Source organism: Lujinxingia litoralis, assembly GCF_003260125.1.
Taxonomy (GTDB): Bacteria; Myxococcota_A; Bradymonadia; order Bradymonadales; family Bradymonadaceae; genus Lujinxingia; species Lujinxingia litoralis.
Genome location: NZ_QHKO01000004.1, coordinates 78,500 through 100,761, shown reverse-complemented (window position 1 = coordinate 100,761; position 22,262 = coordinate 78,500). Strand labels below are relative to the sequence as shown.

Here is a 22,262-nt window from a genome sequence, read left to right as displayed (position 1 = left end):
GCCGGGCCGCCTCACCTCTCAGAGTGTAGGTCAGATCCCGCCCCAATTAACCTGGGTCTCGATGATGCAGTGGTGCGCGGGATTGGCCGGCGCGAGGTGCTCTCGGCTCCATTTCCCGAACGCTTCAGGCGAGGTGAAGTCTACCGGGATGCGCTCAAAGCTCAGGGTTTGACCCATGGGCACATCGAAGGGAAAGGCGACGGAGTCTTCGGCCACAAAGTAGGCGGTGCGGTTGTTAAAGGTATCCAGCGTAAACCAGCCATAGCCCAGCGTGACTCCGTTGAGGGAGATCTCGTAGCTTCCCGAATCGATCTCCATCACGCCGGGGTTGTTCATTGCGGTTCCATAGGTCATCAAAGGCATAGCGCACTCCTGGCATGCATCATTGAAATCCAGTCCCCTCCCACCGCCACTCGGTGTGAAGATCTCTACGATAGCGGTCTGAGTTCCGGCTGAAAAGCGCTATGTCCGGGCGGGGCGTCCCGGCAGGTGTGACCAGGTCAGCTCGGTGTCCCAGATCTCCGGGGCCGAGGCCTCAAAGGGATCGACGGAGAGGCCGATGATATCGGCGAGGTAGCCCGGGCGAAGTGCGCCGAGCTGGTGCTCGCGATGCGAGGCGTAGGCCGCTCCGTAGGTGTAGGCGGCGAGGGCCTCTTGCCGGCTTAACGCGTGCTCGGGGCGAAAGGGGCGCGCGTCGTAGCCCTGGCGCGTGAGCGCGGTGGCGATGCCGTGCCAGGGGTTGGGATCGTCGATCGGGTAGTCGCTGCCGGCGGCCAGGAACGCCGGAAAGAGATCGCGCCAGGCGAAGAGGCGCTCCAGCTGGTGGTCAAAGAGGCGTCGGGGAGCCCAGGGCACGTCGCTGCGCAGGTGGATGGGTTGAATGCTGGCGATGACGTCGAGCTCGGCAAAGCGGGAGCGATCTTCGGTGGCCAGGAGCTGGGCGTGTTCCAGCCGGGGGCGCAGGCGTTGGCGCAGCGGGGCCGGGACCCGTTCAAAGGCGTCGAGCACCGAGCGGGCCGCCGCATCGCCGATGGCGTGGACGGCCACCTGCCAGCCGGCGGCCATCAACTCAGGGATGCGTTGGCTGAGGTAGCCCGGCGCCTGGGTCTGCAGGCCCTGGCCGCCGGTGCGGTAGGGCTGGAGCATCCAGGCGCCGGCCGAGCCCAGGGCGCCGTCGGCAAAGAACTTCAGGGTGCCCACGCGGTGGCCCCGGGCGTCGGCCGCCCGGGGGCCGCGTGCAAGCAGGTGCTCAAGCAGGGGAGAGGTGGCGTCCATCCAGAAGTCGACCCGCGAGGGGAGGTCGCCTTCGGCGATGAGCGCGTCGACCAGCTCCAGGCGCTCCAGGGAGGTGAACGCCATGGAGCAAAAGCTCACGCCATGATCGAGGAGCGTGTGGGCGGTGCGATGAAAGAGCAGGCGATCTTCGTGGGCGTCGGCCGCCGGTAAGGCGCGCAGTACCGGGTTCATGGCGTGGTCGACAAGCACCCCGGTGAGCCTGCCCTCGGCGTCGCGTTCGGCCAGCCCGCCGCTGAAGTCGTGCCCCCGCTCGTTGAGCCCGGCCTGGCGCAGCGCTTCGGAGTTGACCCAGAGGGCGTGAGCGTCGACGCGGTGGAGGCAGACCGGGCGGTTGGGAAAGAGCTGGTCCAGAAGGGTCAGACTCAGAGGGTGGTCATCCTCAAAGTTGTTCTCGTCCCAGTTGGTGCCCACGACCCAGCCATCCGGGCGCAGGGGAGCCTGGCGCAGACGCTCCACGATCGCCCGGGCACTGAGCCCGCGCAGGTCGATGGTGTGCGCCCGCAGCCCGGCGCCCCACAGGTGAATATGCGCGTCGCCCAGGGCCGGCATCAGGCAGGCCGCCTGTGGCTGCACGATCGGGGCGGAGGTCGCGGCCCGCGCGCGGGCCTCATCGCCCCTGGCCACCACGTGCTCACCTTCGATGAGCAGCGCGTCGGTGAAGGTGCCGGTCGGATCGAGGTAGATGCGGGGATGGAGGATCAACATCGCGCAGGGCCCTCTGGAGCATAGGGAAAGGTGGCGGGCGACGACCCGCACAGAAACACAGATTGTCGCTGTGACGCAATCGTGCCACGGTCCGGAACAACGCGTGTGTCACACAACGCTGCAACCAGGAATGTTCCATGATCATTGATGCGCACGTTCACCTGATCGGGCTGCGACCCGAAAACGGCTGCTACCTCAGCCCGCGACTCTCCGGAGGCTGGGCTTATCAATGGCTCACACGAGCGCTGGGCATGGCCGGCGTGGGGCGCGATGAACTCGATGGTGCCTACGCCAACCAGCTCACCGCCTGGGTGGATGAGAGCACGCTGGATGCGGCCTGTCTGCTGGCCTTTGATGCGGTCTATGATGAGGCCGGGGCCTACGATCATGAGCGCACCCAGGTGTACATCTCCAACGACTACCTCTTTGACGTCTGTGCGCGCTCGGAGAAACTTTTACCCATTGCCTCGGTGAATCCGCAGCGTCGCGATGCCATCGACGAGCTGGAGCGCGTGGTGGAGCAGGGCGCGGTGGCGATCAAGCTCCTGCCCAACTCTCAGGACATTGATCTGGCTCGCCCCACCTATCGGGGGTTCTGGGAGCGCATGGCGAAGCTCGACGTGCCGCTCCTGACCCATACCTCCTTTGAGCACACGATCCCGCCGATCAACCAGGCCTGGGGGCGGCCGGCGAAGTTGATTCTCCCGTTGGACTGTGGCGTGAGGGTCATCGCCGCGCATTGCGCGGGCAGCGGTGTGGTGCATCCCTTTCGCGAGGATTTTGATGACTGGCGGGTAATGCTGGAGCGTTTCCCCAACCTCTATGGCGACATCTCGGCGATGGCCTCGATCTCGCGTTTCCCCTATTTGCAGCGAGTCTTGGACGACGAGCTCGCCCGCCGTCGCGTGATCCTCGGCAGTGATCATCCGGTGCCGGCCAACCCCTGGGTGTTTGCTCGCCGGCTGGGCTGGCAGCGGGCTCGGCAGATTCACCAGATTGCTAATCCCCTGCAACGCAACCTGGAGCTTTTTGCCGCGATGGGGGTCGATGAGGCGATGCTGCGCCGGGGCGCACAGGTGCTGCGCCTGCCCCGGGAGTTTGCGACGCGTCCAAAGACCGCCGGCAGCGGAGCCGGGCGATGAGGGAGCCTGATCCACGTGAGACACCGCTGGTGCTGACCATTGCCGGAACCGATCCCAGCGGGGCGGCCGGCATTCAGGTCGATCTGCAGGTAATGCGTGACTTTGGGTGTCATGGGATCAGCGCGATCACGGCTCTGGTATGCCAGAACACCGCCGGGGTGCGCGGGTTTGAAGCCGTGAGTCTGCCCACGTTGCAGGGGCAGTTGGCGGCGATTTTCGATGATTTTGATCTTCAGGCGATCAAAATTGGCATGGTTCCCTCCGGAGCCAGCTTCGAGGTCATTGCCGCGTTTCTGGAAGACACCGGGGGAAGCATCGACGTGGTGCTCGACCCGGTGTTGGCCAGCGGCGACGGCCGCGCTTCGCTGCACGCCGAGGGGTGGTTTGAGGGGCTGGAGCGGGTGCGGCCCTACGTCTCCCTGCTCACTCCCAATGCCGAGGAGGCCCGGGCCATTCTGGGAGGCTCCCCGCTGGAGGAGGGCCCGGCGCTGGCCCGGGCGCTGGTCGCTCAGGGTTGGTCGCGGGTCCTGGTCAAGGGCGGTCATTTGCCGGCGCGGGCCGACGGCGGGGTGGTCGATGTGCTTGCCGACGCCACTGGCGAGCGCAGTTTTGAGCCGCTTCCCCGCTGCGAGGCCGATGTGCGTGGCACCGGGTGCCAGCTGGCCTCGGCGATCGCCTGCGCCCGCACCCGCCACGCCGACTGGGCGCAGGCCATCGACCAGGCCCGGCGCTATCTCAACGAGCTGCTCCATCGTCAGGCCCGCGTCATCGGTCGCGGTCGTCCGGTGGTGGTGCGGGCGAAGCCGCCTGAGGGGTAAGCCCTCTTCGGGCACGAAATCCGGCGCAGGGCCTGCTTTATTCGGGGCCGGCGCTGTGTTAGAAGAGCGCGATTCGGGTGGTGATTTTCCAACCTATGAACTGCTAAGGAGTGCCGCTGTGGGCAAGGACTTTAAAGACACCCTCAACCTCCCCTCGACCGACTTTCCGATGCGCGCCAATCTGGCCGGGCGCGAAGAAGCACGCGTGAGCTGGTGGCAGGACGAGGGGATTTATCAGGCGTGGGTGGAGCGCGGTAAAGCCGAGGGCTGGCCCCGCTTCATTCTTCACGACGGCCCTCCCTACGCCAATGGCACCCTGCACCACGGCCATATTCTCAACAAAACGCTCAAAGACTTTGTGGTGAAATTCCGCAACATGGCCGGCGAACTCTGTGAGTACGTGCCCGGGTGGGATTGCCACGGGCTGCCCATTGAGCACCAGGTGGATAAGGAGCTCGGCAAAAAGAAGCGCGAGATGACCAAGGTCGAGATTCGCCAGGCCTGCCGCGAGTACGCGCAGCGCTTTGTCGACATCCAGCGCACCGAGTTCCAGCGGGTGATGGGGTTTGGGCAGTGGGATGATCCCTACCTGACCATGTCCTACGATTATGAGGCGACCACGGTGCGGGAGCTCGGCCGCTTCTTTGAGAAGGGCATCGTCTACCGCGGATTCAAGCCGGTGCACTGGGACTGGGCGGCGCAGACCGCTCTGGCCGAGGCCGAAGTCGAGTACGACGCGTTCACCACCGAGCACGTCTACGCGAAGTTCCCCTTTGAAGAGCTTCCCGAAGCGCTTCGGGCCCGGGTGGGTGAGCGCCAGACCTTTGCGGTGATCTGGACGACCACGCCCTGGACCCTGCCGGCGAACCTGGCGATCGCGCTCAATCCCGACCTCACCTATCAGCTGGTGGCGGTCGGCGATGAGGTTTACCTGATGGCCGAGGGGCGTCGCGAGCAGGTGCTCAAGGATTGCCGCATCGAGGAGTCTGAGGTCCTGGCCAGCTTTGAGGGTCGCGAGCTGGTTGGCGAATTGGGCGAGGGGCGGGGCCTGAAGGCGCGCCATCCCTGGCTGGAGCGCGATTCGGTGCTGCTGCCGGCAGATTACGTCACCCTGGAGCAGGGCACCGGTTGTGTGCACACCGCTCCGGGCCACGGTCAGGAAGACTTTGAGCTGGGCCGCCAGTTTGGTCTGGGGATTCTCTGCCCGGTCGACGAGTACGGGAAGTTCCGTGGGGCCGAGGTCGAAGAGTTTGTCGGCACTCAGGTCTTTAAGGCCAACCCGGTGATCCAGCAGAAACTTGCCGACCTGGGGATGCTGCTGAATGCGCCGGGCGACAAGGTGACCATCGATCGCTATCCGCATGGCTGGCGCAGCAAGAAGCCGGTGATCTTCCGGGCCACCGAGCAGTGGTTTGTGGCCATGGAGCCCCAGGCGGCCGGTCTGGAGGAGGGCTTTGAGCTTCGTAAGGCCGCGCTCGAAGAGATCGAAAAGATCAACTGGGTGCCGCAATGGGGCCGCGATCGCATCCACGGCATGGTGGTCGGGCGTCCGGACTGGTGCATCAGCCGCCAGCGTAGCTGGGGCGTGCCGATCACGGTGATGTACTGCCGGGCGTGCAACGAGGCGTTGGCCACGCGTGAGATCGCCGATCATGTGGCAGATCTGGTCGAAGACCACGGTGCAGATGTGTGGTTTGAGCGCGACGCCTCCGAGCTGGTGCCCGCGGGCACGGTCTGTCCGGCGTGTGGCGGCGATGACTTCCGCAAAGAGGAAGACATCCTCGATGTGTGGTTCGACTCCGGCGTCTCCTGGTCGGCGGTGCTCGACCGCAAGCTGGGGATCGGCACGCAGGCCGATCTCTACCTGGAAGGCAGCGATCAGCATCGCGGCTGGTTCCAGTCCAGTCTGCTGGCCTGCCTGACCTCCCGCGGTCACTCGCCCTACAAGACCTGCCTGACCCACGGCTTTGTGACCGATGAAGACGGGCGCAAGTACTCCAAGTCGAGCAAGAACTTTGAGCCGCCGCAGCGGATGATCGATCAGTACGGCGCGGAGATCCTGCGTCTGTGGGTCTCGGCGGTGGACTACCGCGGTGACATCACTCTCTCCACCGAGATCCTCAAGCGCGTCTCGGACGCCTACCGCAAGGTGCGCAACACCTTCCGCTTCCTGCTGGGCGGGCTGGAGGGCTTTGAGCCTGGCGAGGCCCTGGCGCTGAGCGAGCTCGAAGAGATCGATCGCTGGGTGCTCCATCGCACCGCCGAGGTGCTTGAGCGCATTGAGGAGGCCTACCGCGGCTACCAGTTCCACACGATTTACCACACGCTGGTGCACTTCGTGACGGTCGACCTTTCCAACGTCTATATGGATGTGACCAAGGATCGAATGTACTGCGAGGCGCCGGGCTCCCGTGAGCGCTTGAGCGGTCAGACGGCGTACTGGCTGGTGATCGATGCTCTGGTGCGGGCACTTGCCCCGATCCTCTCGTTCACCTGCGAGGAGGCCTGGGAGCATCTGCCCCACGGGGAAGATGCCGAGAAGAGCGTGTTTTTGGCGGGCTTCCCTACGCATACCGCCGCCTGGAAAGACGCGGCTCTCGGGGAGCGCTGGGAGCGCCTCCTGGAGGTGCGCCAGGAGGTTCAGAAGGCCATGGAAGAGAAGCGCGCGCGTAAGAAGGGCGAGCGTAAAGAAGGGCAAATCGGCAGCAGTCAGGAGGCGCATGTGACGGTGGGCGCGTCTGGCGAGACCCTGAGCCTGGTACGCAGCTACGAGGAGCAACTTCCGGCGCTTTTCATCGCCAGTGAGGTCGTGATCGAAGAGGCCGCGCCGAGCGAAGGGAAGATCGTGGAGGTCGGGGTGGTTCCGGCTTCAGGGCAAAAGTGCCCCCGTTGTTGGAACTTCTGGATTCAGCCGGGCAGCGACGCTGAAGTCTGCCCGCGCTGCGCCCACGTGCTGGAGGTGATCGAGGGATGAAAAGCCAGTCCATGTGGAAATACGGACTCTTCGCGATGATCGTGGTCATTGGCGTAGCGCTCGACCAGTGGTCGAAGTGGTACGCTGAGAGCTGGCTCGCTACGGAGCGCCCGGGATTCTTCTCGCACCCGATTGTGCTGGAAGTTCCTCAGGAGGCGGAGGGCACGACGGTCGAGGAGTACCTGGGGCAGACCTTTGAGGCGAATTCGCCGGAAGAGGTCAAGGCCATGGCGCAGCTCTACACTCGGACAGAAGACGGTGTGCACCTGCGGCCCGAAACCGAGTTGGAGGCCGGGCAGATCATCGAGGTGACCAATCGCGATGTCACCGTGATCGAGGGGTACTGGGACTTTCAGTACACCCGCAATCCGGGCGCGGCCTTTGGGCTTTTTGCCGATAAAGATAGCGAGTTCCGAAAACCCTTCTTTCTGGGGGTGAGCCTGCTGGCGGTGTTGATCATCCTGGGGCTCTTGCGCGGGGTTCAAAACGACCAGAAGCTGCTTTTGTGGGCGCTGGCGCTGATCGCCGGTGGCGCGCTGGGGAACTTCATCGACCGGGTGCGCTACGGTTACGTCACGGACTTCATCGTCTGGAAGTACACTGACGTCTATCGCTGGCCGACCTTTAACGTGGCCGATGCCCTGATCTGTGTGGGTGTGGCGTTTATGGTCATTGAGATGATTCGCGATATGCTCCGCGAGCGCAATCAGGCTGGCGAGGCGATCGAGATCGAGGCGCAGGCCTGAGCAAGGCCTGGTGCCGAGAGCTAAAACACCATTAAAAAAGCCGCCCCGAATCTTCGGGGCGGCTTTTTTAATGGTGGTAGGTGAACCGGGGGATCAGCCAAGCTGATCGAGGAAATCGATCTCGACCTCGTCGCCGAGCCGGTCGAGCAGAAAGCGGCGGAAATCGTCACGGATCTGCACCTCGACCTGTCGGATGCGTTCTTTGGAGACGCCCCAGTATTCGCCCAAATCCACCAGGCTGCGGGGGTCTTCGGCGATCATGCGATCGAACCAGATGGTCATCTCCCGTTCGTCTTCCAGGCTCTGGCCGAAGGCGTTGATGGCCTCGCGCAATCGGCTGGCCAGGTCGTAATCGGTGACCAGAGATTCGGGGTCGGCCGATTCCGACTGCATCAGCTCCCCGATGGTGGTCTTTTCGTGACCGGGGGCCTGAGCGTCGAGGTAGACCGGGGGCGCGTCGAGTTGAGCGGCCACGCGCACCACTTCGCTTTCGTCGACGTCGAGGTAGTCGGCGATCAGGGCCGGAGTGGGGTTGGGGTGGCCCTGACGCATCAACTCCCGGCGCGCCTTTTTGAGGTTGTAGAAGAGCTTTCGGCCGGCGCGGGAGCTGCCGATTTTGACCGGGTGGAGATGATTCATCAGGTAGTTGAGAATCATCGCCCGAATCCAGTACTGGGCGTAACTGGTGAACTTGACCCCGCGGTAGGGATCGTAGCGGGTGACGGCTTCGGCCAGGCCGACGTTGCCCTCCTGGATCAGGTCCAGCAGGTTGGTCCAGCGCCGCTGGTATTCCCTGGCGAGTTTTACGACCAGGCGCAGGTTGGTGAGGATGAGCATCTTGCCGGCGTTGCGGTCGTCTTCGTTGACGTAGCGCTCGGCCAACTCTTGTTGTTCCTCGGCCGGCAGCGGCTCAATGTAGTTGAGTCGGGCCAGGTACGCGGTGAGTGGATCGGCGCTGGCCGGAAGGTTGAGGTTGGAGCCACGCATCATCGGCAGGCTCAGGTCTCCGAAGAGTTCGGAGACGTCGCGCAGCGAGCCCGCGTCGAGGGCCATATCCTCGTCGCTGCCCTTAATGCGGGCGCCTTTGCGCGTGGGCTTGTCAACGAGCACCTCTACCTTAGGTTGAGTGGACTCATTAGGTTTTGGATGTTGGGTAGCCATAAACTCGATACCCCCTGGCGATAGTCGCCCAGCCCCGGGTGTATCGAATCCCCGGGGAGGACCTACAAGCGATCTCTACTGCAAGAGATGCGCAGTCGAGGATCGACGTTTCAAAGAACTTCGCACTGAAAACACCACAGCCATGCGATCTATTCGACATCGCGGCGGCGCTCGGAGGCTCGAAGCCCGAGACGACGATCAAACTACAAAGCTAAACACCGACCGGTGGCGAACAGACCTTGGCAGAACGACGTCGGCGACCGGGTACCGCTGCACGAGAGACGCGCGGGACTTCCGCCACCTTACACCCGGCGAACGCGGGCTCCGGGCGGCGTACTTCTACGGCGAGGAGGAAGGCTCTAAGCCTAGGCGAAGAGGGGAGGGGCGTCGAACGAAAGTTTTCCCCATCCCCTGTTCAGGTGTGTTTGTGGGGCAAGTGATTAAAAATACACCGAAAATCCGCCGGAGATGTAGCCAAAGCTGGAGCTCTGGTTGAGGTCGTGGCGGTAAGAGAGATCGAGGCCCGCAGCCTGAGAGCGCCAGCCGAATCCGGCGGTGATCAGGTTTCTTTCAAAGAATCCCTGGCGCTCAAATCCCAGACGCAGCGGAATGGCTCCGGCGGCCACATATTCGGCCCCGACTCCGAAATCGAAGAGGGGATCTTCGGCCGAGCTGATGTCGACAAAAGCCTGTCCGGTGAGATGGAAGGTGGAGACCGTTCCCAGGCCAAAGCCGCCGCCAATGCGGGTGGGGGCGGCACCGCGGCAACGGGCATCGTTGCGGCAGGGATCGATGAGGTTCTGGCCGTTGATGCCGAGGTGCAAAAACTCGGTGACGCGGAACATCGCCCCGACATCGACAGTGAAGCCTTTGAAGAGCACCTGGCTGTCTTCGTTGTCGGGATCTTCGGGGAGGGAAGAGTCGGTGTAGTGCATGTAGCGCCCGCCGACTCCCAGGGAGATGCGCTCAGGGATCACCGGGACGGCTGCGGCGGCGCGAACGTCGTGGCCGGAGAGATCGGCGTGATCTTCGGCCCCGAAGTAATAGGAGTAACTCACGCCGGCGGCGATCTGCGGGTTGGTTTTGCTGTCGGCGATGCCCGCGCTCAAGAGCCCCCCCTGGGGGGTGTAGGTAAAGGCACCGTCCAGGATGTACATCTCACCGCGGGCCAGGCCCGCCGGGTTATGGTAGAGGCTGTCGACGCCGGCGGCGATCGGGGTCAGGGCGTTGCCCATTCCGGTGGCGCGTACCCCGGAGTAGGTCTCGGGGAGAGGATCGGCCTGTTGGGCAAGAGCAAGGGAGGCGGGCGCCGTCACCGCGAGCGCGGCGGTCAGGAGGCTGGCGCGTTTGAGCATCTTCATCGTGTTCCCGGTGATCGTGGTGGATCGGCATCAAGGTGCGGGGAGTGATACCTGAAAGTCGTCGCCCGCGGCAACCGTGGCGGCGTTGCGCCCGCTCAGCGGGCGCGGCGAGTATGACGCAGAGCATCGGGCGGATCTTCACCGCGAATCAGGGCTTCGAGCCCCAGGGCGGTCAGGGGGGCCAGGAGGATGCCGTTGCGGCCATGTCCCACCGAGAGGTGCAGGCCCTGGACCGGGGTGGGGCCCAGCGTGGGGAGATTGGAGAGGGAGACGGGGCGAAAGCCCACCCACTGATCGAGGATCGGGGCGTCGTAGATGCCCGGGAGGGTCTCCCAGGCGCCGCGCAAGAGTTCAAACACGCCGCCGGCAGTCAGCCGGGCATCGAATCCCCGCTCTTCACTGGTGGCGCCGATCACCAATTCGCCATCGGCTCGCGGGACCAGGTAGGCATCGGGGGCGCGGATGACATGCTGGCACAGTGGTGGGTCACCTGACCCCACCACGATGACCTGGCCGCGCACCGGGCGCACGTGCGGGAGGAGTCCGGGGGGCATGCCTTTAAGCTTGCGTGACCAGGCGCCGGTGGCCACCAGGACATTCGGGGCGTCGACGTGGGTGCCGTCGGCCAGGGTCACGCCGAGCACGCGGGAGTGATCCTCGCTTAAGCGCAGCGCATCGACCGCGGTGTGTTCGTGGAGTTTGCCGCCGTGGGCCTGGAGCGCGCGTCCCAGCGCGGCGACCAGGCGTCGGGGGTGCACCTGATGATCGTAGGGGCAGAAGAGCGCCAGGTTAATAGTGGGTGAGAGCCCGGGCTCCAGTTTACGGGCCTGATCGCCGCTGAGGCGCTCCACCGGAAGCTCCAGGCGTTGATGAAAGCGGTGCAGGTGGGCCAGGGCTTCATCATCGTCGCGATCGATGCCCACCACCAGGGTGCCCCGGGTGCGGTAGTCAACATCGAGGCCGCTTTCTTCCTCGAGTTCGCGGACAAAGTCCGGGTAGAGCGCCAGGCTGGCCTGTCCCAGGGCCAGCTGCGCTTCTTCTTCGAAATGGGCCTCGGCGGCCGGGGCGAGCATCCCGGCGGCGCGGGTGGATGCCCCCTCTCCCAGGTGGCCGCGCTCAAAGACCTCGACCTCCCAGCCCGCCCGCGCCAGGCGCCAGGCGCATCCCAGCCCGGCCACGCCACTGCCGATGACGATGATTCGCCCGGTTGTTGTCATCACACCGTCTCCTGAATCCACAGGCGTAATCCCTCCAGCCACAGGGGCCAGTCCAGGTAGGCATCGGTCGTGGAGAGTAACACGCCAAAGAAGATCGGGATCGCAAAGGGCAGGTAGGCGCGTTCGTCGGGCTCCAGGGATTCGGTGAGGTTGGTACGGCTGGTCACCGAGAGCAAGAGCGAGCGCAGCACGCGGAACATCTTGCGAAACATCTCGACGATGTAACCGTTGGCCACCGAGAGGGTCAGCCCCATCAGCAGGCCGATGAGCGTGGCGTAGAAGATGACCTCGTAGAGGCCGCTAAAGCCCACAAAGGCACCGATCACGGCAAAGAGCTTGATGTCGCCGCCGCCCAGCCAGCCAAAGGGCAGAATCAGGATGCCGACCACCAGCACCGTAAGCGCCGCGAGCAGTCCGCCGCCCAGCCCCGAGAGACCAAAGGCCAGGGTGTGGGCTACAAGCCCCACGATCACCCCGGGATAGGTGACCTTGTTGAAGACTTTGCGCTGTTGGAAATCGGTGACGGCGGAGATCAGGCAGATGGTCAGAAGCGGGACCATGATCAGGATCTGGGCCCAGGGTGGGAGCGCGGTGATCGCTTGCATCGAGGATGCCCTTGGAAGAGGTCAACGGAGAGCTGTCGAACCATAGCATAGCCCGGGGGTCTGGCGACCAGAGCCCGCAGGACGTGCCGGGGAGCGGGTATAGAACAGGCAAAAAAAAGAGCCCACCAGATGGTGGGCTCCTTTTTATCTTACATGCGCAGGCATGTCAGATAACGATCAAACTTCGATCAGCCGGTCGGGCGGCTGGAGAAGTCGACGTTGGTCTGAACGTCTTCGTTCGCTTCCACGAACTTGTCGGCCACGGTGGCACCGAAGGCCTTGACGATCATGATGACGAAGCAGGCGATGAGGACGAGCAGGATGATGTACTCGGTGGCGGTGGCGCCGTCTTCGTCGTTGTGCAGCGAGATAAGCAGGTTCTTGAAGTTGTTCATTGGATGTTCCTCCCAGGGAAGTTTGGCCAGACTTCTGTCGGACCGGGTTGTGAAGACTCACTCGACGCGCTGAAGTCGCGCTTCGGGTGATTGTTACAGCAACGAGTGTGCCAGACTATGAAAAAAAATGCTGCGTGGTGTTTTGGGCCGATCTTCGAGGAAAAGTGTGCCACTTTGGCACGATCCTCGGGATCGAGTCCCCAAGTCACTAGACCGCGGGGTGAGCGAGCCACCAGACCAGGAAGTCGCGGTAGGCCTTGACGTAGACCGCGGTGGAGATCAGAGCGATGGTCGCGCCGATCGAGATCAGCGAGAAAATGATCAGATACTCGGTGTAGGCCACGCCGCGTTCATCGCGGTGCAGGCCGTCAAGCGAGTGGACCAGCGCGAGTTTCAGTGAGGTCAGTGCGTTCATGGGATCCTCATCAGTGATCCGATCAGGTCATCGAGCCCGGTGGTTCGCCCGTTGCATGAGGCCGAGGGGGCTTGCCTTCGGGGTTTCGGGGACGCGACGAACGTTACGATTGTGAACCGCCGTGGTCAAGCCACGGGGGCGCGTTCTTTCACCGGGGGAATGTGCAAGGAGCGGGCCACCGGCAAATCTCCGGCGAGGAAATCCGGGGGAGGATGGGCGTGTTTGACAGCAACGAGGAGCACGGACTACACCCGCCGGGCGCACAGCGCGGCGCCGGTATCTGAGCGCTCCAGGTCAAGGTAAGCGAGGAAGATCGTGGCAGAAGAGTTAGCCCAGAATCTAGAGGAAGCCCCCCGAGAGCAGGTCACTCCGGAGCGCGAGGAGCGCTACCCGGTGGAGGTTCTGGCCGAGCGGATTGGTGACGGTCAAGCCGTGGAGGTGCAGGCGGGCGGGGGAGGTCTGATGGCCGCGGTGCTGGCCGATCTCTCCGGGCGGCTCGGGCGGCCGGTGGTGGTGCTTACCGCCGAGGAGCGAGCCGCGGAGCGCCTGGCCGACGATTTGCGTCTCTTCTGCGGTGAGGTGGAGGACCTGGGGGAGGTTGAGGGGCTGGCCCCGGTGGACGAGACGCTTCAGGAGGTGGTGGTTCACTACCCCTCGTATGATGTGGGGCCCTTTTACCAGGCCACCGCCGATCGGCGCGTGACCATGGGCCGGCTGGCCGCGCTGCATACGCTCAGTGGGGAGCGGCCGCCGCGTTATGTGGTGAGTTCGGTGGGGGCGGCGATCCGGCGCACGTTGAGCCCCCAGGTCTTTGCGCACCACTCTCACCGCCTGGAGGTGGAGTCGACGCTGGATAATGAGCGTCTGCGCGAGGTGATGGGGCACCTGGGCTACTCGGAGGTGCCGGTGGTCGAGGATCCGGGGACCTTCGCGGTGCGCGGTGATATCGTCGACATCTATTCGCCGCATGAGGAGCACCCGGTGCGCGTGGAGCGCTGGGGCGATGAGGTGGCCGAGATCCGGCAGTTTCACCGGGAGACCCAGCGCAGCATTGAGGAGCGCAGCCACTGCGACATCTTTGCGGTGCGCGAGGCGATCCTGGACAAGGAGAACGTGGGCCGGGCCATCGGGCGGCTGCGCGCGCTCAGCGCCGAGATGGGCCGGCCCTCCAGCGATCTGCGCGATCTGATCGCCGATCTGCAGGCCGGGCTGCACGTGGTGGGGATCGAGGCGCTGGTCCCGGCGCTCTATCAGGAGATGGGCGATCTGCTGGACTACGTGCCCGCCGATGCGGTGGTGGTGGTGCTGGAGCCGGGGGCGCTGATGGCCCGGGCCCGCGGGATCTGGGAGAAGCGGCGGCGGGAGTTTGAGGCCTCCCGCGCCGACGAAGAGTACGTCTTTGAGGTGGGGGAGTACTACCGGGGCGTGCCGGCGATGGGGGACTGGCTCGGGGAGCGCCTGGCGGTGGAATGGCGGCGCGTGGCGATGATCGAGGACGCCGCCGAGCGGGGCTGGGCGGTGCCCGAGGAGCGGGTTGAGTTTCGCGTGCGCGAGAACAACGATGTGATCGCGTTGCGCAAGCATTTTCAGGGGGTCGAGCAGACGGTTAAGGCGCTGGGTGAGAAGCTCCCGGAGTGGAAGGAGCGCTACGGGCGGATCTGTTTTGCGTGCCGCACCCGGGCGCAATCTGAGCGCCTGGTGGAGTTGCTGGGAAGTTACGGTCATGACGCGATGGTCTTGCCGGCGCCGCTCGATATCAGCGAACCGGTGCCGCCGCCGGCCGATGTGCTGGAGGTGTATGCCGGGGAGCTCAGCGCGGGCTTTCGTTCCGAGCTGCTGGGGGTGGCGCTGATCTCGGGCGTGGAGCTCTTTGGCCAGCGGGTGGTCACCCATGAGCGCAAGTCGATCACCGAGCATGCCGCGATCAGCCACTTTAAAGATCTCAACGATGGGGATCTGGTGGTGCACGTGGATTTTGGCATCGGGCGCTACCGGGGGATCGCGCACCTGGATGTGGAGGGGATCGCCAACGACTTTCTGCATATCGAGTATGCCGGGGGCGATAAGCTCTACCTGCCGGTGTATCGGCTCGGGCGCGTGCAGAAGTACATCGGCGGGGGCGATAACATCGCGCTCGATAAGCTCGGGGGCACGCGCTGGGATCGCACCAAGGAGAAGGTCAAAGAGAACATCCGGGAGCTGGCCGGCGATCTGCTGGCGCTCTACGCCAAGCGCGAGCTGACCAAGGGGATTGCCTTCAGCCCGCCGGATGCGTTCTACGAGGAATTTGAGCAAGCCTTCCCCTTTGATGAGACCCCCGATCAGGCGCGCGCGATTCATGAGGTGCTGCGCGACATGGGTAAGGCGCGGCCGATGGATCGCCTGATCTGCGGTGATGTGGGTTTTGGCAAGACCGAGGTCGGGATCCGCGCGGCGATGAAGGCGGTGATGGATGGCAAGCAGGTGGCGGTGCTGGTGCCCACGACCCTGCTGAGCGAGCAGCATGCGATCTCATTTGAGAAGCGCGTCAAGGCGTTCGGGGCGCGGGTGGCGGCGATCAACCGGTTCCGCTCGGCCAAAGAGGTCAAGGAGATTCTGGCCGACACTGCCGCCGGAAAGATCGATGTGCTCATCGGCACCCACCGCATTCTGTCCAAAGATGTGGAGTTCGCCGACCTGGGGCTGCTGGTGGTCGACGAGGAGCAGCGCTTCGGGGTGGCGCATAAGGAGAAGATCAAGCAGCTACGCGCCAATATCGACGTGCTCACGCTCTCGGCCACGCCGATTCCGCGCACCCTGCAGATGAGCATGCTGGGGATTCGCGACCTCTCGATCATTGCGACCCCACCACACAACCGTCTCTCGGTACGCACGCACGTGGCCCGCTTCAGCGATTCGGTGGTGCGCGAGGCCATCATGCGGGAGCTGGGCCGGGGCGGGCAGGTCTTCTTTGTGCACAACCGGGTGCAGACCATCGAGGAGATGGCGCGTCACCTGCGCGAGATTGTGCCGGAGGCCCGCATCGGGATTGGCCACGGTCAGATGGGCGAGGGCAAGCTCGAGGAGGTGATGTACGCCTACATCCGCGGGGAGATTAACGTGCTCTTGTGCACGAGCATCGTGGAGAGCGGGCTGGATATCCCCAACGCCAACACCATCATCGTCAACCGCGCCGATATGTTCGGGCTCTCCCAGCTCTATCAGCTGCGGGGCCGGGTGGGGCGCGGGAGCCAGCGTGCCTATGCCTACCTGCTGGTGCCGGCCCGGCGTACCTTGCCCGATGATGCTCAAAAGCGTCTGGAGGTGATTCAGACCTACACCGACCTGGGCAGCGGTTTTCATGTGGCGAGCTACGACCTGGAGATCCGCGGGGCGGGCAACCTGTTGAGCGATGATCAATCGGGCCACGTGGTGGCGGTGGGGCTGGATCTCTACACCGAGCTTCTGGAAGAGGCGATTGGCGATATCCGCGGACAGGAGTTGGAGGACGCGCTGGAGCCGGAGGTCAACATTCCGGTGGAGGCCTACATCCCGGAAACCTACATCCCGGCTACGAGCCTGCGGTTGATGTTCTACAAACGCTTCTCGCTGGCGCGCTCGGGCGATGAGCTGGCGCTGATCTTTGAGGAGCTGGTCGATCGTTTTGGCGATCCGCCCAACTCGGTGCGCAACCTCCGGGATCTGATCAGCGTGAAGATCGACCTGCGACGCATCGGCTCGCAGCGTCTGGATGCGGGGATGAGTGCGATTGCGCTGGAGCTGGATCAGCGCACGCCCCTGGATCCGGCGCGGGTGCTGGAGCTGGTCAGTGCCAGCGGTGGTCGCTGGCGCCTGACCGCCGAGATGAAGTTGATCTACAAGCTCAAGGTCGATGAGTCGGCGCAGCTGATGCGGACCTCCCGGGCGATTCTCAATCAGCTGCTGGCGTTGTAGGGTGGGGGCGTGATGACGACGTGGACAAAAAGCGCCGCCGGAGTTGTGCTGGCGATGATGATGATGATGACGGGGCCGGCTGTGAGCTGTGCTCCCGAGAAGCCCTCGGCTCAGGCCGGCGCCCAGGCTGCGGCGCCGCCGAAGCAGGCGCCGGGCCAGGAGATCGTGGTCGCCCGGGTCAACGGGGAGCCCCTGACCCGGGCCGAGATCGAGCGGCGCATCCAGGCGCTGGCGCCCCACGCCCGGGCCCGGCTGCAGTCGCCGGAGCAGCGCCAGGCCTTTTTAAAGAGCGTGGTGCAGTTTGAGGTGATGGCCGACGCGGCCGAGGTCGCCGGGTATGGCGAGCGCCCGCAGGTCCGTCAGGCGATGCGCGAGGCGATGGTGCGTCTGATGCTGGCCGAGGCTCTTAAAGAGAGCGGGGCTATGGCGCTGGGGCCCGAGGCGCTGGAGTCGTACTACCGGGAGCACGCCGCGGAGTTTAAAGTTCCGGCGCGCCGCCTGGTCTACGAGCTGGTGGCCGAGAGTCGTCCGGAGAGCGAGCGTCTGCGGCGGAGCTTTACCCGGGAGGCCTACGCCGAGACCGATCAGGCGCTGGCGGCCTTTGCGACCCTGGCCGGTCAGTACTCGTTGGATCGGCGCTCCGGGGATCGTAATGGTCTGCGGGGCTGGGTGTCGGCCAACGCTTCGGAAGTCGGCACCGACGCGCTCTTTGAGACGCCGCTCGGGCAGGTGAGCGTGCCCTATCACGATCCGGCCCGCGGCTGGGTGGTGGGCTTTGTGGCCGAGGAAGAGCCCGCGCGTCAGCCCCTTTTAGCCGAGGTTGAGCGCGAGGTGCGCACCCGCCAGCTGGAGCAGCAAAAGCGCGAGCTCCGCCAGGAGCTCATCGACCGTCTGATGGCCGAGGCCTCCATTGAGATCGACCAGGAGGCGCTGGACCAGGTGGCGCCTCCGCCGCCGGCGATTCCGGCGAGCCTTCGGGAGCTCCCGCGCCTGCCGGTGCGTGATCAGGGCGCCGAGGCCACGACTCACACCACCGACTGAGCGCCCGCGCCGCCCTCTCGGGACGGCGCTGACCCTTTTTGATGTTTGAACTTCAGCAAGCTGAGAGCCACCCATGAACCTTTTGACACTTCGACGCGCCGCGCTGGTGGTGCTTGTTGCGCTGGCCTCCGTGGCGCTCACGCTACCGGTGGGCGCCTCGACGGCGCAGGCGGCCATCATCGACCGGGTGGTCGCTCAGGTGAACGATGAGATCATCACCCTCTACGAGCTCGAGACCGAGGCCCGCACCTTTTTGGTGCAGCAGGGGCGGAACACGCGGGTGCTCGACGATCCGCAGCGTCGTCAGGAGATCCTGGGCGAGGTGCTCGAAGACCTGGTTGATCGCCTCCTGATCAATCAGGCCGCCGCCGAGATCGGTGAGCAGGTCACCGACGCCGAGGTCGACCAGTGGATGAGCGCGCTGCGCCAGCAGCAGGGGCTGAGCCAGGAGCAGTTCATGCAGATGGTGGCGCAGTACGGCATCGACTTTGAGACCTACAAAGAGGTGGTGCGCGACAACCTGCTGCGCATGCGCATGGTCAACTTAAGCGGTCGTCCGGCCACGGTGGCCGATGCCGAGATCGATTCGGTGTACCGCCGCCGTTTTGGTTCGGCGGGCAAGGAGCGTTTCATCACGGTGCGCCATATCCTGGTGCCGGTCGAAGGCAGGGAGGCCAGTGTCGAGGAAGCGGCCCGGGAGCGGGCGCTGGAGTTGCGGGGGATGGTCGAGTCCGGCACGAGCTTTGAAGAGGTTGCCTCCGAGCACAGCCAGGGGCCGGGCGCCGATAAGGGCGGGCTGCTCGGGGAGTTTCGTCGCGGGCAGCTGGAGTCGAGCTTTGAGCAGGCGGCCTTTGAGCTGGAGCCCGGGGAACTCTCGCAGCCGGTGCGCACCCCCTTTGGGTATCACGTGATCGAGGTGCTCGAGAGCGAGGAGCGGGTCGCCGACTCGGCCCAGCAGCGTCGCGCCCAGATCCGGGCTGAGCTTCAGGAGCAGGCCATGAATCGGGTGGTCGAGACCTACCTCCAGACCCTGCGCGCCAAGGCCTTTGTCGATGTCCGCTACTGAGTTGTCGCCGGTGAGGCTGGCACTGACCATGGGGGACGCCGCGGGCATTGGCCCGGAGGTGATCATCAAGACGCTGGCCGAGCTGGAGCGTGCCGGAGCACGGGATCTGGAACTCCAGGTCTACGGCAGCGCCGCGGTGATGCATCAAGAGGCCGCCGCGCTGGGGTATCGCGGCCGGCTGGAGGTGGTGGAGGTGGTCCCGGAGCTCGACTTCTCGGATCGCCCGGTCGGGGTGCTCGACGCGCGCTGCGCGCGTGCGCAATGGGCCGCGCTGCAGCAGGCGATGGCGGCGGTCGATGCCGGACTCGCCGACGCCATCGTGACCGCCCCCTGGAACAAGGCTCTCTTTGAGCTGGCCCAGATGCCGGTGGTGGGCCACACCGAGGTGCTCCAGCAGCATTACGGGCTCGATGAGGTGGTGATGATGCTCGGCGGCGATCGCCTCAAGGTCGCGCTGGTCACCACGCATGTTGCGCTCTCGGAGGTCAGCCCGCGGCTGAGTCCGGCGGCGGTGGAGCGGGTGGTGGAGATCACGCTTAACGGGCTGCGCCGCCAGTTCGGGCTGGAGCGCCCGCGCCTGGCGGTCTGCGGGGTCAATCCCCACGCCGGGGAGCGCGGTCATATGGGGCGCGAGGAGCTGGAGTGGCTCGATTCCACGGTGGCCGAGCTGGACCAGCGCTACGGCGCGCTCGCCAGGATCAGCGGACCCTGGCCGGCCGACACTCTTTTTGCAAAGTTTGGCCGCGGCCAGACGCCCTACGACGCGGTGATCTGCATGTACCACGACCAGGGGCTCATCCCCCTGAAGCTGCTGCACTTCGGGGAGTCGGCCAACATCACCCTGGGGCTGCCGATCGTGCGCACCTCGGTGGATCATGGCACGGCCTACGACATCGCCGGCCGGGGCATCGCCGACGCCGGCTCCATGCTCTACGCCACGCGCCTGGCCGCCGAGATGGTGCGTCGAGGAAGGGCCGCGCTGGCGAGTTAATGGCGATGTTCGGGGTTCTGGTGGGCGCCTGAGGTCGGTGGCGCGCCCGCCCCGGAGGTTTGAGCCCGGTGTCGCCGCGATTAGATCTGAAGCAGGCGTCGAGTGGTTCGTTTACCCCACCCGGGACGCGCTCCCGGTGGAAGGTTCGAGCTCCCCGATATGTTTGATGTGCCGGCCCCTCCTCGCCGCCTGCCGGGGCGGTCGGTTTCCCCAAGGCCGCGCCCGGCGGCCACTGACAGTAAAGGCGTAGACGCATGGCGCAAGCAACCCGCGCGTTCCAAAACGAAGACCGCATCTTAGGCGCGCTCAAGAAGCGCGGTGGCCAGGCCACCGTCGGTGATATCGCCACCGACACCGGTCTGCCCTACGAAGAGACCGAGCTGGCGATGCGCCATATGCTCGAGATCTACCAGAGTCATCTGGATGTCGATGACGATGGCAACCTTCTCTACCGCTTTGATCCGGCGTTAAAGGCCCGTGGGTATCAGAAGGGACGGCGCTGGTATGAGTTTAAGAAGCGCGCCTGGGCGGTATTCACGTGGATCTTTAAAGTCTCGATCATGGTGGTGCTGGTCGGCTACACGGCGACCTTCATTTTGCTGCTCATCGCCTTTGCGATCGCCGGGATCGCCGCGGCTTCGTCGCAGGATAACGACGATATGGGCGATGTCTTCATGCTGCCCATCTACCTGATCGCCCGCATTCTGGAGACGGTCTTCTGGGTGAGCTGGTTCAGCGGCGACTTCGGCGGGGGGCGCCGGCGGCGTCGGCCCCGGCGTCAGGTCCAGCGTCCGGAGGTGCCCCTTTATAAGCGCATCTTTCAGTACGTGTTTGGCCCCGAGATTGAGCGCGATGAGCTGGGGGCGGAGCGGGCGTTTGCGCGTTTTGTGCGCGCGCGCCAGGGGCGGATCACCGCCGCGGACTGGGCCTCGCGCACCGGTCTGAGCCTGGAGCAGGCCGATCAGGCACTGACCGCCGCCACGATGCGCTTTCGCGGCGACATCGACGTGGCCGACGACGGCACGCTGGTCTACCGCTTCGACGACCTGCGGGTGAGCAGCGAGGCCGGCGCCCAGGAGCGCGGCCCGGTTCCCGGGCCGATCTGGAAGCGCCGGGTCCAGGTCCCGCCGCTGACCGGAAATACCACCTCCACCAACGTGTGGATCTCGATCTTTAACGGCTTCAACCTGCTGATGGGCCTCTTCTTTTTGAGCGGCGCCAGCCAGCTGGGCGTCGGGCTTTCGCTGGCCCTGGGAGTCATCCCCACGCTCTTCAGCCTGTTCTTCTTTGCGATTCCGCTGATGCGCCGCTTCTCCCGGGGCCGCAAGCTCAAGCGCGCGCAGAAAGAGAACGAGCGTCGCGAACTCATCGAAGCCGTCTACCTGGCCAGCTCCCAAGACGGGGTCGCCCGGCCGGTCGACGCCCAGATCTTTGAGACCCACCCCCGGGGCGACCGGGTCTTTGCCGACTTTGAGGGCGACATTCGCGTGGAGGACGACGGGCGTACCCTCTACCTCTTCCCCCGCGTGGCCGAACAGCTGGCCGCCGCCGAGCGGGCCCGGCGAAGCGCCGAGCAGGAGCTGGTCTTCGGGCAGACCATCTTCTCCTCGGATGAGGAGACCCTGAGCATGGCCGATGCCGAGATGCTGGAGTTCGATCGTAAGCTCGCGCGCGAACTCGGCGGCAGCTCCATGGTGGAGTTTGACTGGGAGTCGCTCGAAGAGAGCGCCACGGTGGGGGCCCGATGAGCCAGCGGGACGAGTCCGGGGAGCTGACCCGGCCCAGACGTTTTGAGATGCTGCGCTCCTTTGCGCTGGCCGATTTCATCACGATAGCCAACGCCGCCTGCGGAGTCGCAGCGATCTTCTGTTGCCTGAACTACCTCGATGAAAAGCTCGATATCTACGTGTGGTGGGCGTTCGGGCTCTTGCCCCTGGCGCTGGTCTTCGATGTGTTCGACGGGGCGGTGGCCCGCTGGCGGCGCAAGCACTCGGCGTTGGGTGCCGATCTCGACTCGCTGGCCGATGTGGTCTCCTTTGGCGTGGCCCCGGCCGTGCTGGCCTACACCCTGGGCATGCGCGGGGGCTGGGATACGGTGGTGCTGATCTACTTCGTGGTCTGCGGCATCGCCCGTCTGGCCCGCTACAACGTGACCGCCGACGCCCTGAGCCAGGGCACCGGCAAGGTGCCCTATTACGAGGGCACCCCCATCCCGACCAGCCTGGTGCTGGTGCTGGTGATGGCGGTGGCCTTTGATCGCGGGGCGGTCGGCGCCAGCCTCTGGGGCGGATCCATCGAGCTGCTGGGGTGGGGCTTTCATCCCCTGGTGCTGATCTTCGGGCTCAGCGGGAGCGCCATGATCAGCACCCACCTGCGCATCAAGAAAATCGGCTGAG

Annotated in this window: 18 protein-coding genes; 10 read left to right on the top strand and 8 right to left on the bottom strand. The window is 65.0% G+C overall.

Annotation, left to right across the window (positions count from 1 at the left end; genetic code table 11):
- Nucleotides 1–30: 30 nt before the first annotated feature.
- Both DL240_RS10030 and DL240_RS10025 read right to left on the bottom strand, forming a co-directional pair.
- The gene (locus DL240_RS10030; protein ID WP_111729758.1) at nucleotides 31–363 is read right to left on the bottom strand and encodes a hypothetical protein; all 333 of its coding nucleotides are present in this window, start codon (nucleotides 361–363) and stop codon (nucleotides 31–33) included.
- 99 nt (nucleotides 364–462) lie between these two features.
- Nucleotides 463–2,001, bottom strand: coding sequence for an amidohydrolase (locus tag DL240_RS10025; protein WP_111729757.1), 1,539 nt, complete (start codon nucleotides 1,999–2,001; stop codon nucleotides 463–465).
- Between the two features lie 137 nt (nucleotides 2,002–2,138).
- On the opposite strand from DL240_RS10025, the gene DL240_RS10020 reads away from it, so the two are divergent.
- From DL240_RS10020 to lspA, 4 genes are all read left to right on the top strand, one after another.
- The gene (locus DL240_RS10020) at nucleotides 2,139–3,143 is read left to right on the top strand and encodes an amidohydrolase family protein (RefSeq protein ID WP_111729756.1); all 1,005 of its coding nucleotides are present in this window, start codon (nucleotides 2,139–2,141) and stop codon (nucleotides 3,141–3,143) included.
- On the top strand, nucleotides 3,140–3,961 hold the full coding sequence (locus tag DL240_RS10015) for a hydroxymethylpyrimidine/phosphomethylpyrimidine kinase (RefSeq protein ID WP_111729755.1): 822 nt from the start codon (nucleotides 3,140–3,142) through the stop codon (nucleotides 3,959–3,961). The genes DL240_RS10020 and DL240_RS10015 overlap by 4 nt, the downstream gene beginning before the upstream one ends.
- 118 nt (nucleotides 3,962–4,079) lie before the next feature.
- A complete protein-coding gene (ileS, locus tag DL240_RS10010; protein WP_111729754.1) occupies nucleotides 4,080–6,935 on the top strand; it encodes an isoleucine--tRNA ligase in 2,856 nt (951 codons plus the stop codon).
- Nucleotides 6,932–7,681 carry a signal peptidase II gene (gene lspA, locus DL240_RS10005; RefSeq protein ID WP_111729753.1) on the top strand — a complete coding sequence of 250 codons (750 nt, stop codon included), beginning with the start codon at nucleotides 6,932–6,934 and terminating at the stop codon, nucleotides 7,679–7,681. The genes ileS and lspA overlap by 4 nt, the downstream gene beginning before the upstream one ends.
- A 93-nt stretch (nucleotides 7,682–7,774) precedes the next feature.
- Here the strand turns inward: lspA and DL240_RS10000 are convergent, their stop codons facing one another.
- The 6 genes from DL240_RS10000 to DL240_RS09975 form a co-directional block, all read right to left on the bottom strand.
- Nucleotides 7,775–8,791, bottom strand: coding sequence for a sigma-70 family RNA polymerase sigma factor (locus DL240_RS10000; RefSeq protein WP_158542470.1), 1,017 nt, complete (start codon nucleotides 8,789–8,791; stop codon nucleotides 7,775–7,777).
- A 491-nt stretch (nucleotides 8,792–9,282) separates the two neighbouring features.
- Complete coding sequence (locus tag DL240_RS09995; RefSeq protein WP_111729751.1) at nucleotides 9,283–10,203, bottom strand: PorV/PorQ family protein; 921 nt, start codon at nucleotides 10,201–10,203, stop codon at nucleotides 9,283–9,285.
- Between the two features lie 95 nt (nucleotides 10,204–10,298).
- On the bottom strand, nucleotides 10,299–11,420 hold the full coding sequence (thiO, locus tag DL240_RS09990; protein WP_111729750.1) for a glycine oxidase ThiO: 1,122 nt from the start codon (nucleotides 11,418–11,420) through the stop codon (nucleotides 10,299–10,301).
- On the bottom strand, nucleotides 11,420–12,025 hold the full coding sequence (locus DL240_RS09985) for an A24 family peptidase (protein WP_111729749.1): 606 nt from the start codon (nucleotides 12,023–12,025) through the stop codon (nucleotides 11,420–11,422). Before DL240_RS09985 ends, thiO begins: the two co-directional genes overlap by 1 nt.
- Before the next feature lie 188 nt (nucleotides 12,026–12,213).
- On the bottom strand, nucleotides 12,214–12,420 hold the full coding sequence (locus DL240_RS09980) for a Flp family type IVb pilin (protein WP_111729748.1): 207 nt from the start codon (nucleotides 12,418–12,420) through the stop codon (nucleotides 12,214–12,216).
- Nucleotides 12,421–12,628: 208 nt separating this feature from the next.
- The gene (locus DL240_RS09975) at nucleotides 12,629–12,835 is read right to left on the bottom strand and encodes a hypothetical protein (RefSeq protein ID WP_111729747.1); all 207 of its coding nucleotides are present in this window, start codon (nucleotides 12,833–12,835) and stop codon (nucleotides 12,629–12,631) included.
- A 315-nt stretch (nucleotides 12,836–13,150) separates the two neighbouring features.
- Between DL240_RS09975 and mfd the strand changes: the two genes are divergently transcribed.
- From mfd to DL240_RS09945, 6 genes are all read left to right on the top strand, one after another.
- A complete protein-coding gene (gene mfd / locus DL240_RS09970; RefSeq protein ID WP_111729746.1) occupies nucleotides 13,151–16,768 on the top strand; it encodes a transcription-repair coupling factor in 3,618 nt (1,205 codons plus the stop codon).
- 12 nt (nucleotides 16,769–16,780) lie between these two features.
- Nucleotides 16,781–17,809: a peptidylprolyl isomerase gene (locus DL240_RS09965; protein WP_111729745.1), complete on the top strand. Its 1,029-nt coding sequence runs from the start codon at nucleotides 16,781–16,783 to the stop codon at nucleotides 17,807–17,809.
- 73 nt (nucleotides 17,810–17,882) lie between these two features.
- The gene (locus DL240_RS09960; RefSeq protein ID WP_111729744.1) at nucleotides 17,883–18,875 is read left to right on the top strand and encodes a peptidylprolyl isomerase; all 993 of its coding nucleotides are present in this window, start codon (nucleotides 17,883–17,885) and stop codon (nucleotides 18,873–18,875) included.
- Nucleotides 18,862–19,866, top strand: a complete 1,005-nt coding sequence (gene pdxA, locus DL240_RS09955; protein ID WP_111729743.1) for a 4-hydroxythreonine-4-phosphate dehydrogenase PdxA — start codon at nucleotides 18,862–18,864, stop codon at nucleotides 19,864–19,866. Before DL240_RS09960 ends, pdxA begins: the two co-directional genes overlap by 14 nt.
- Nucleotides 19,867–20,120: 254 nt before the next feature.
- Nucleotides 20,121–21,614, top strand: a complete 1,494-nt coding sequence (locus tag DL240_RS09950) for a hypothetical protein (protein WP_111729742.1) — start codon at nucleotides 20,121–20,123, stop codon at nucleotides 21,612–21,614.
- Nucleotides 21,611–22,261 carry a CDP-alcohol phosphatidyltransferase family protein gene (locus DL240_RS09945; protein ID WP_111729741.1) on the top strand — a complete coding sequence of 217 codons (651 nt, stop codon included), beginning with the start codon at nucleotides 21,611–21,613 and terminating at the stop codon, nucleotides 22,259–22,261. The genes DL240_RS09950 and DL240_RS09945 overlap by 4 nt, the downstream gene beginning before the upstream one ends.
- The last annotated feature ends 1 nt before the right edge of the window (nucleotide 22,262 follow it).

Bases quoted from the DNA above. Each gene is read 5' to 3' on its own strand.
- DL240_RS10030 (WP_111729758.1), bottom strand. From the start codon at position 363: ATGCCTTTGATGACCTATGGAACCGCAATGAACAACCCCGGCGTGATG.
- DL240_RS10025 (WP_111729757.1), bottom strand. From the start codon at position 2,001: ATGTTGATCCTCCATCCCCGCATCTACCTCGATCCGACCGGCACCTTC.
- DL240_RS10020 (WP_111729756.1), top strand. From the start codon at position 2,139: ATGATCATTGATGCGCACGTTCACCTGATCGGGCTGCGACCCGAAAAC.
- DL240_RS10015 (WP_111729755.1), top strand. From the start codon at position 3,140: ATGAGGGAGCCTGATCCACGTGAGACACCGCTGGTGCTGACCATTGCC.
- lspA (WP_111729753.1), top strand. From the start codon at position 6,932: ATGAAAAGCCAGTCCATGTGGAAATACGGACTCTTCGCGATGATCGTG.
- DL240_RS09995 (WP_111729751.1), bottom strand. From the start codon at position 10,203: ATGAAGATGCTCAAACGCGCCAGCCTCCTGACCGCCGCGCTCGCGGTG.
- thiO (WP_111729750.1), bottom strand. From the start codon at position 11,420: ATGACAACAACCGGGCGAATCATCGTCATCGGCAGTGGCGTGGCCGGG.
- DL240_RS09985 (WP_111729749.1), bottom strand. From the start codon at position 12,025: ATGCAAGCGATCACCGCGCTCCCACCCTGGGCCCAGATCCTGATCATG.
- DL240_RS09980 (WP_111729748.1), bottom strand. From the start codon at position 12,420: ATGAACAACTTCAAGAACCTGCTTATCTCGCTGCACAACGACGAAGAC.
- DL240_RS09975 (WP_111729747.1), bottom strand. From the start codon at position 12,835: ATGAACGCACTGACCTCACTGAAACTCGCGCTGGTCCACTCGCTTGAC.
- DL240_RS09965 (WP_111729745.1), top strand. From the start codon at position 16,781: ATGACGACGTGGACAAAAAGCGCCGCCGGAGTTGTGCTGGCGATGATG.
- DL240_RS09960 (WP_111729744.1), top strand. From the start codon at position 17,883: ATGAACCTTTTGACACTTCGACGCGCCGCGCTGGTGGTGCTTGTTGCG.
- pdxA (WP_111729743.1), top strand. From the start codon at position 18,862: ATGTCCGCTACTGAGTTGTCGCCGGTGAGGCTGGCACTGACCATGGGG.
- DL240_RS09950 (WP_111729742.1), top strand. From the start codon at position 20,121: ATGGCGCAAGCAACCCGCGCGTTCCAAAACGAAGACCGCATCTTAGGC.
- DL240_RS09945 (WP_111729741.1), top strand. From the start codon at position 21,611: ATGAGCCAGCGGGACGAGTCCGGGGAGCTGACCCGGCCCAGACGTTTT.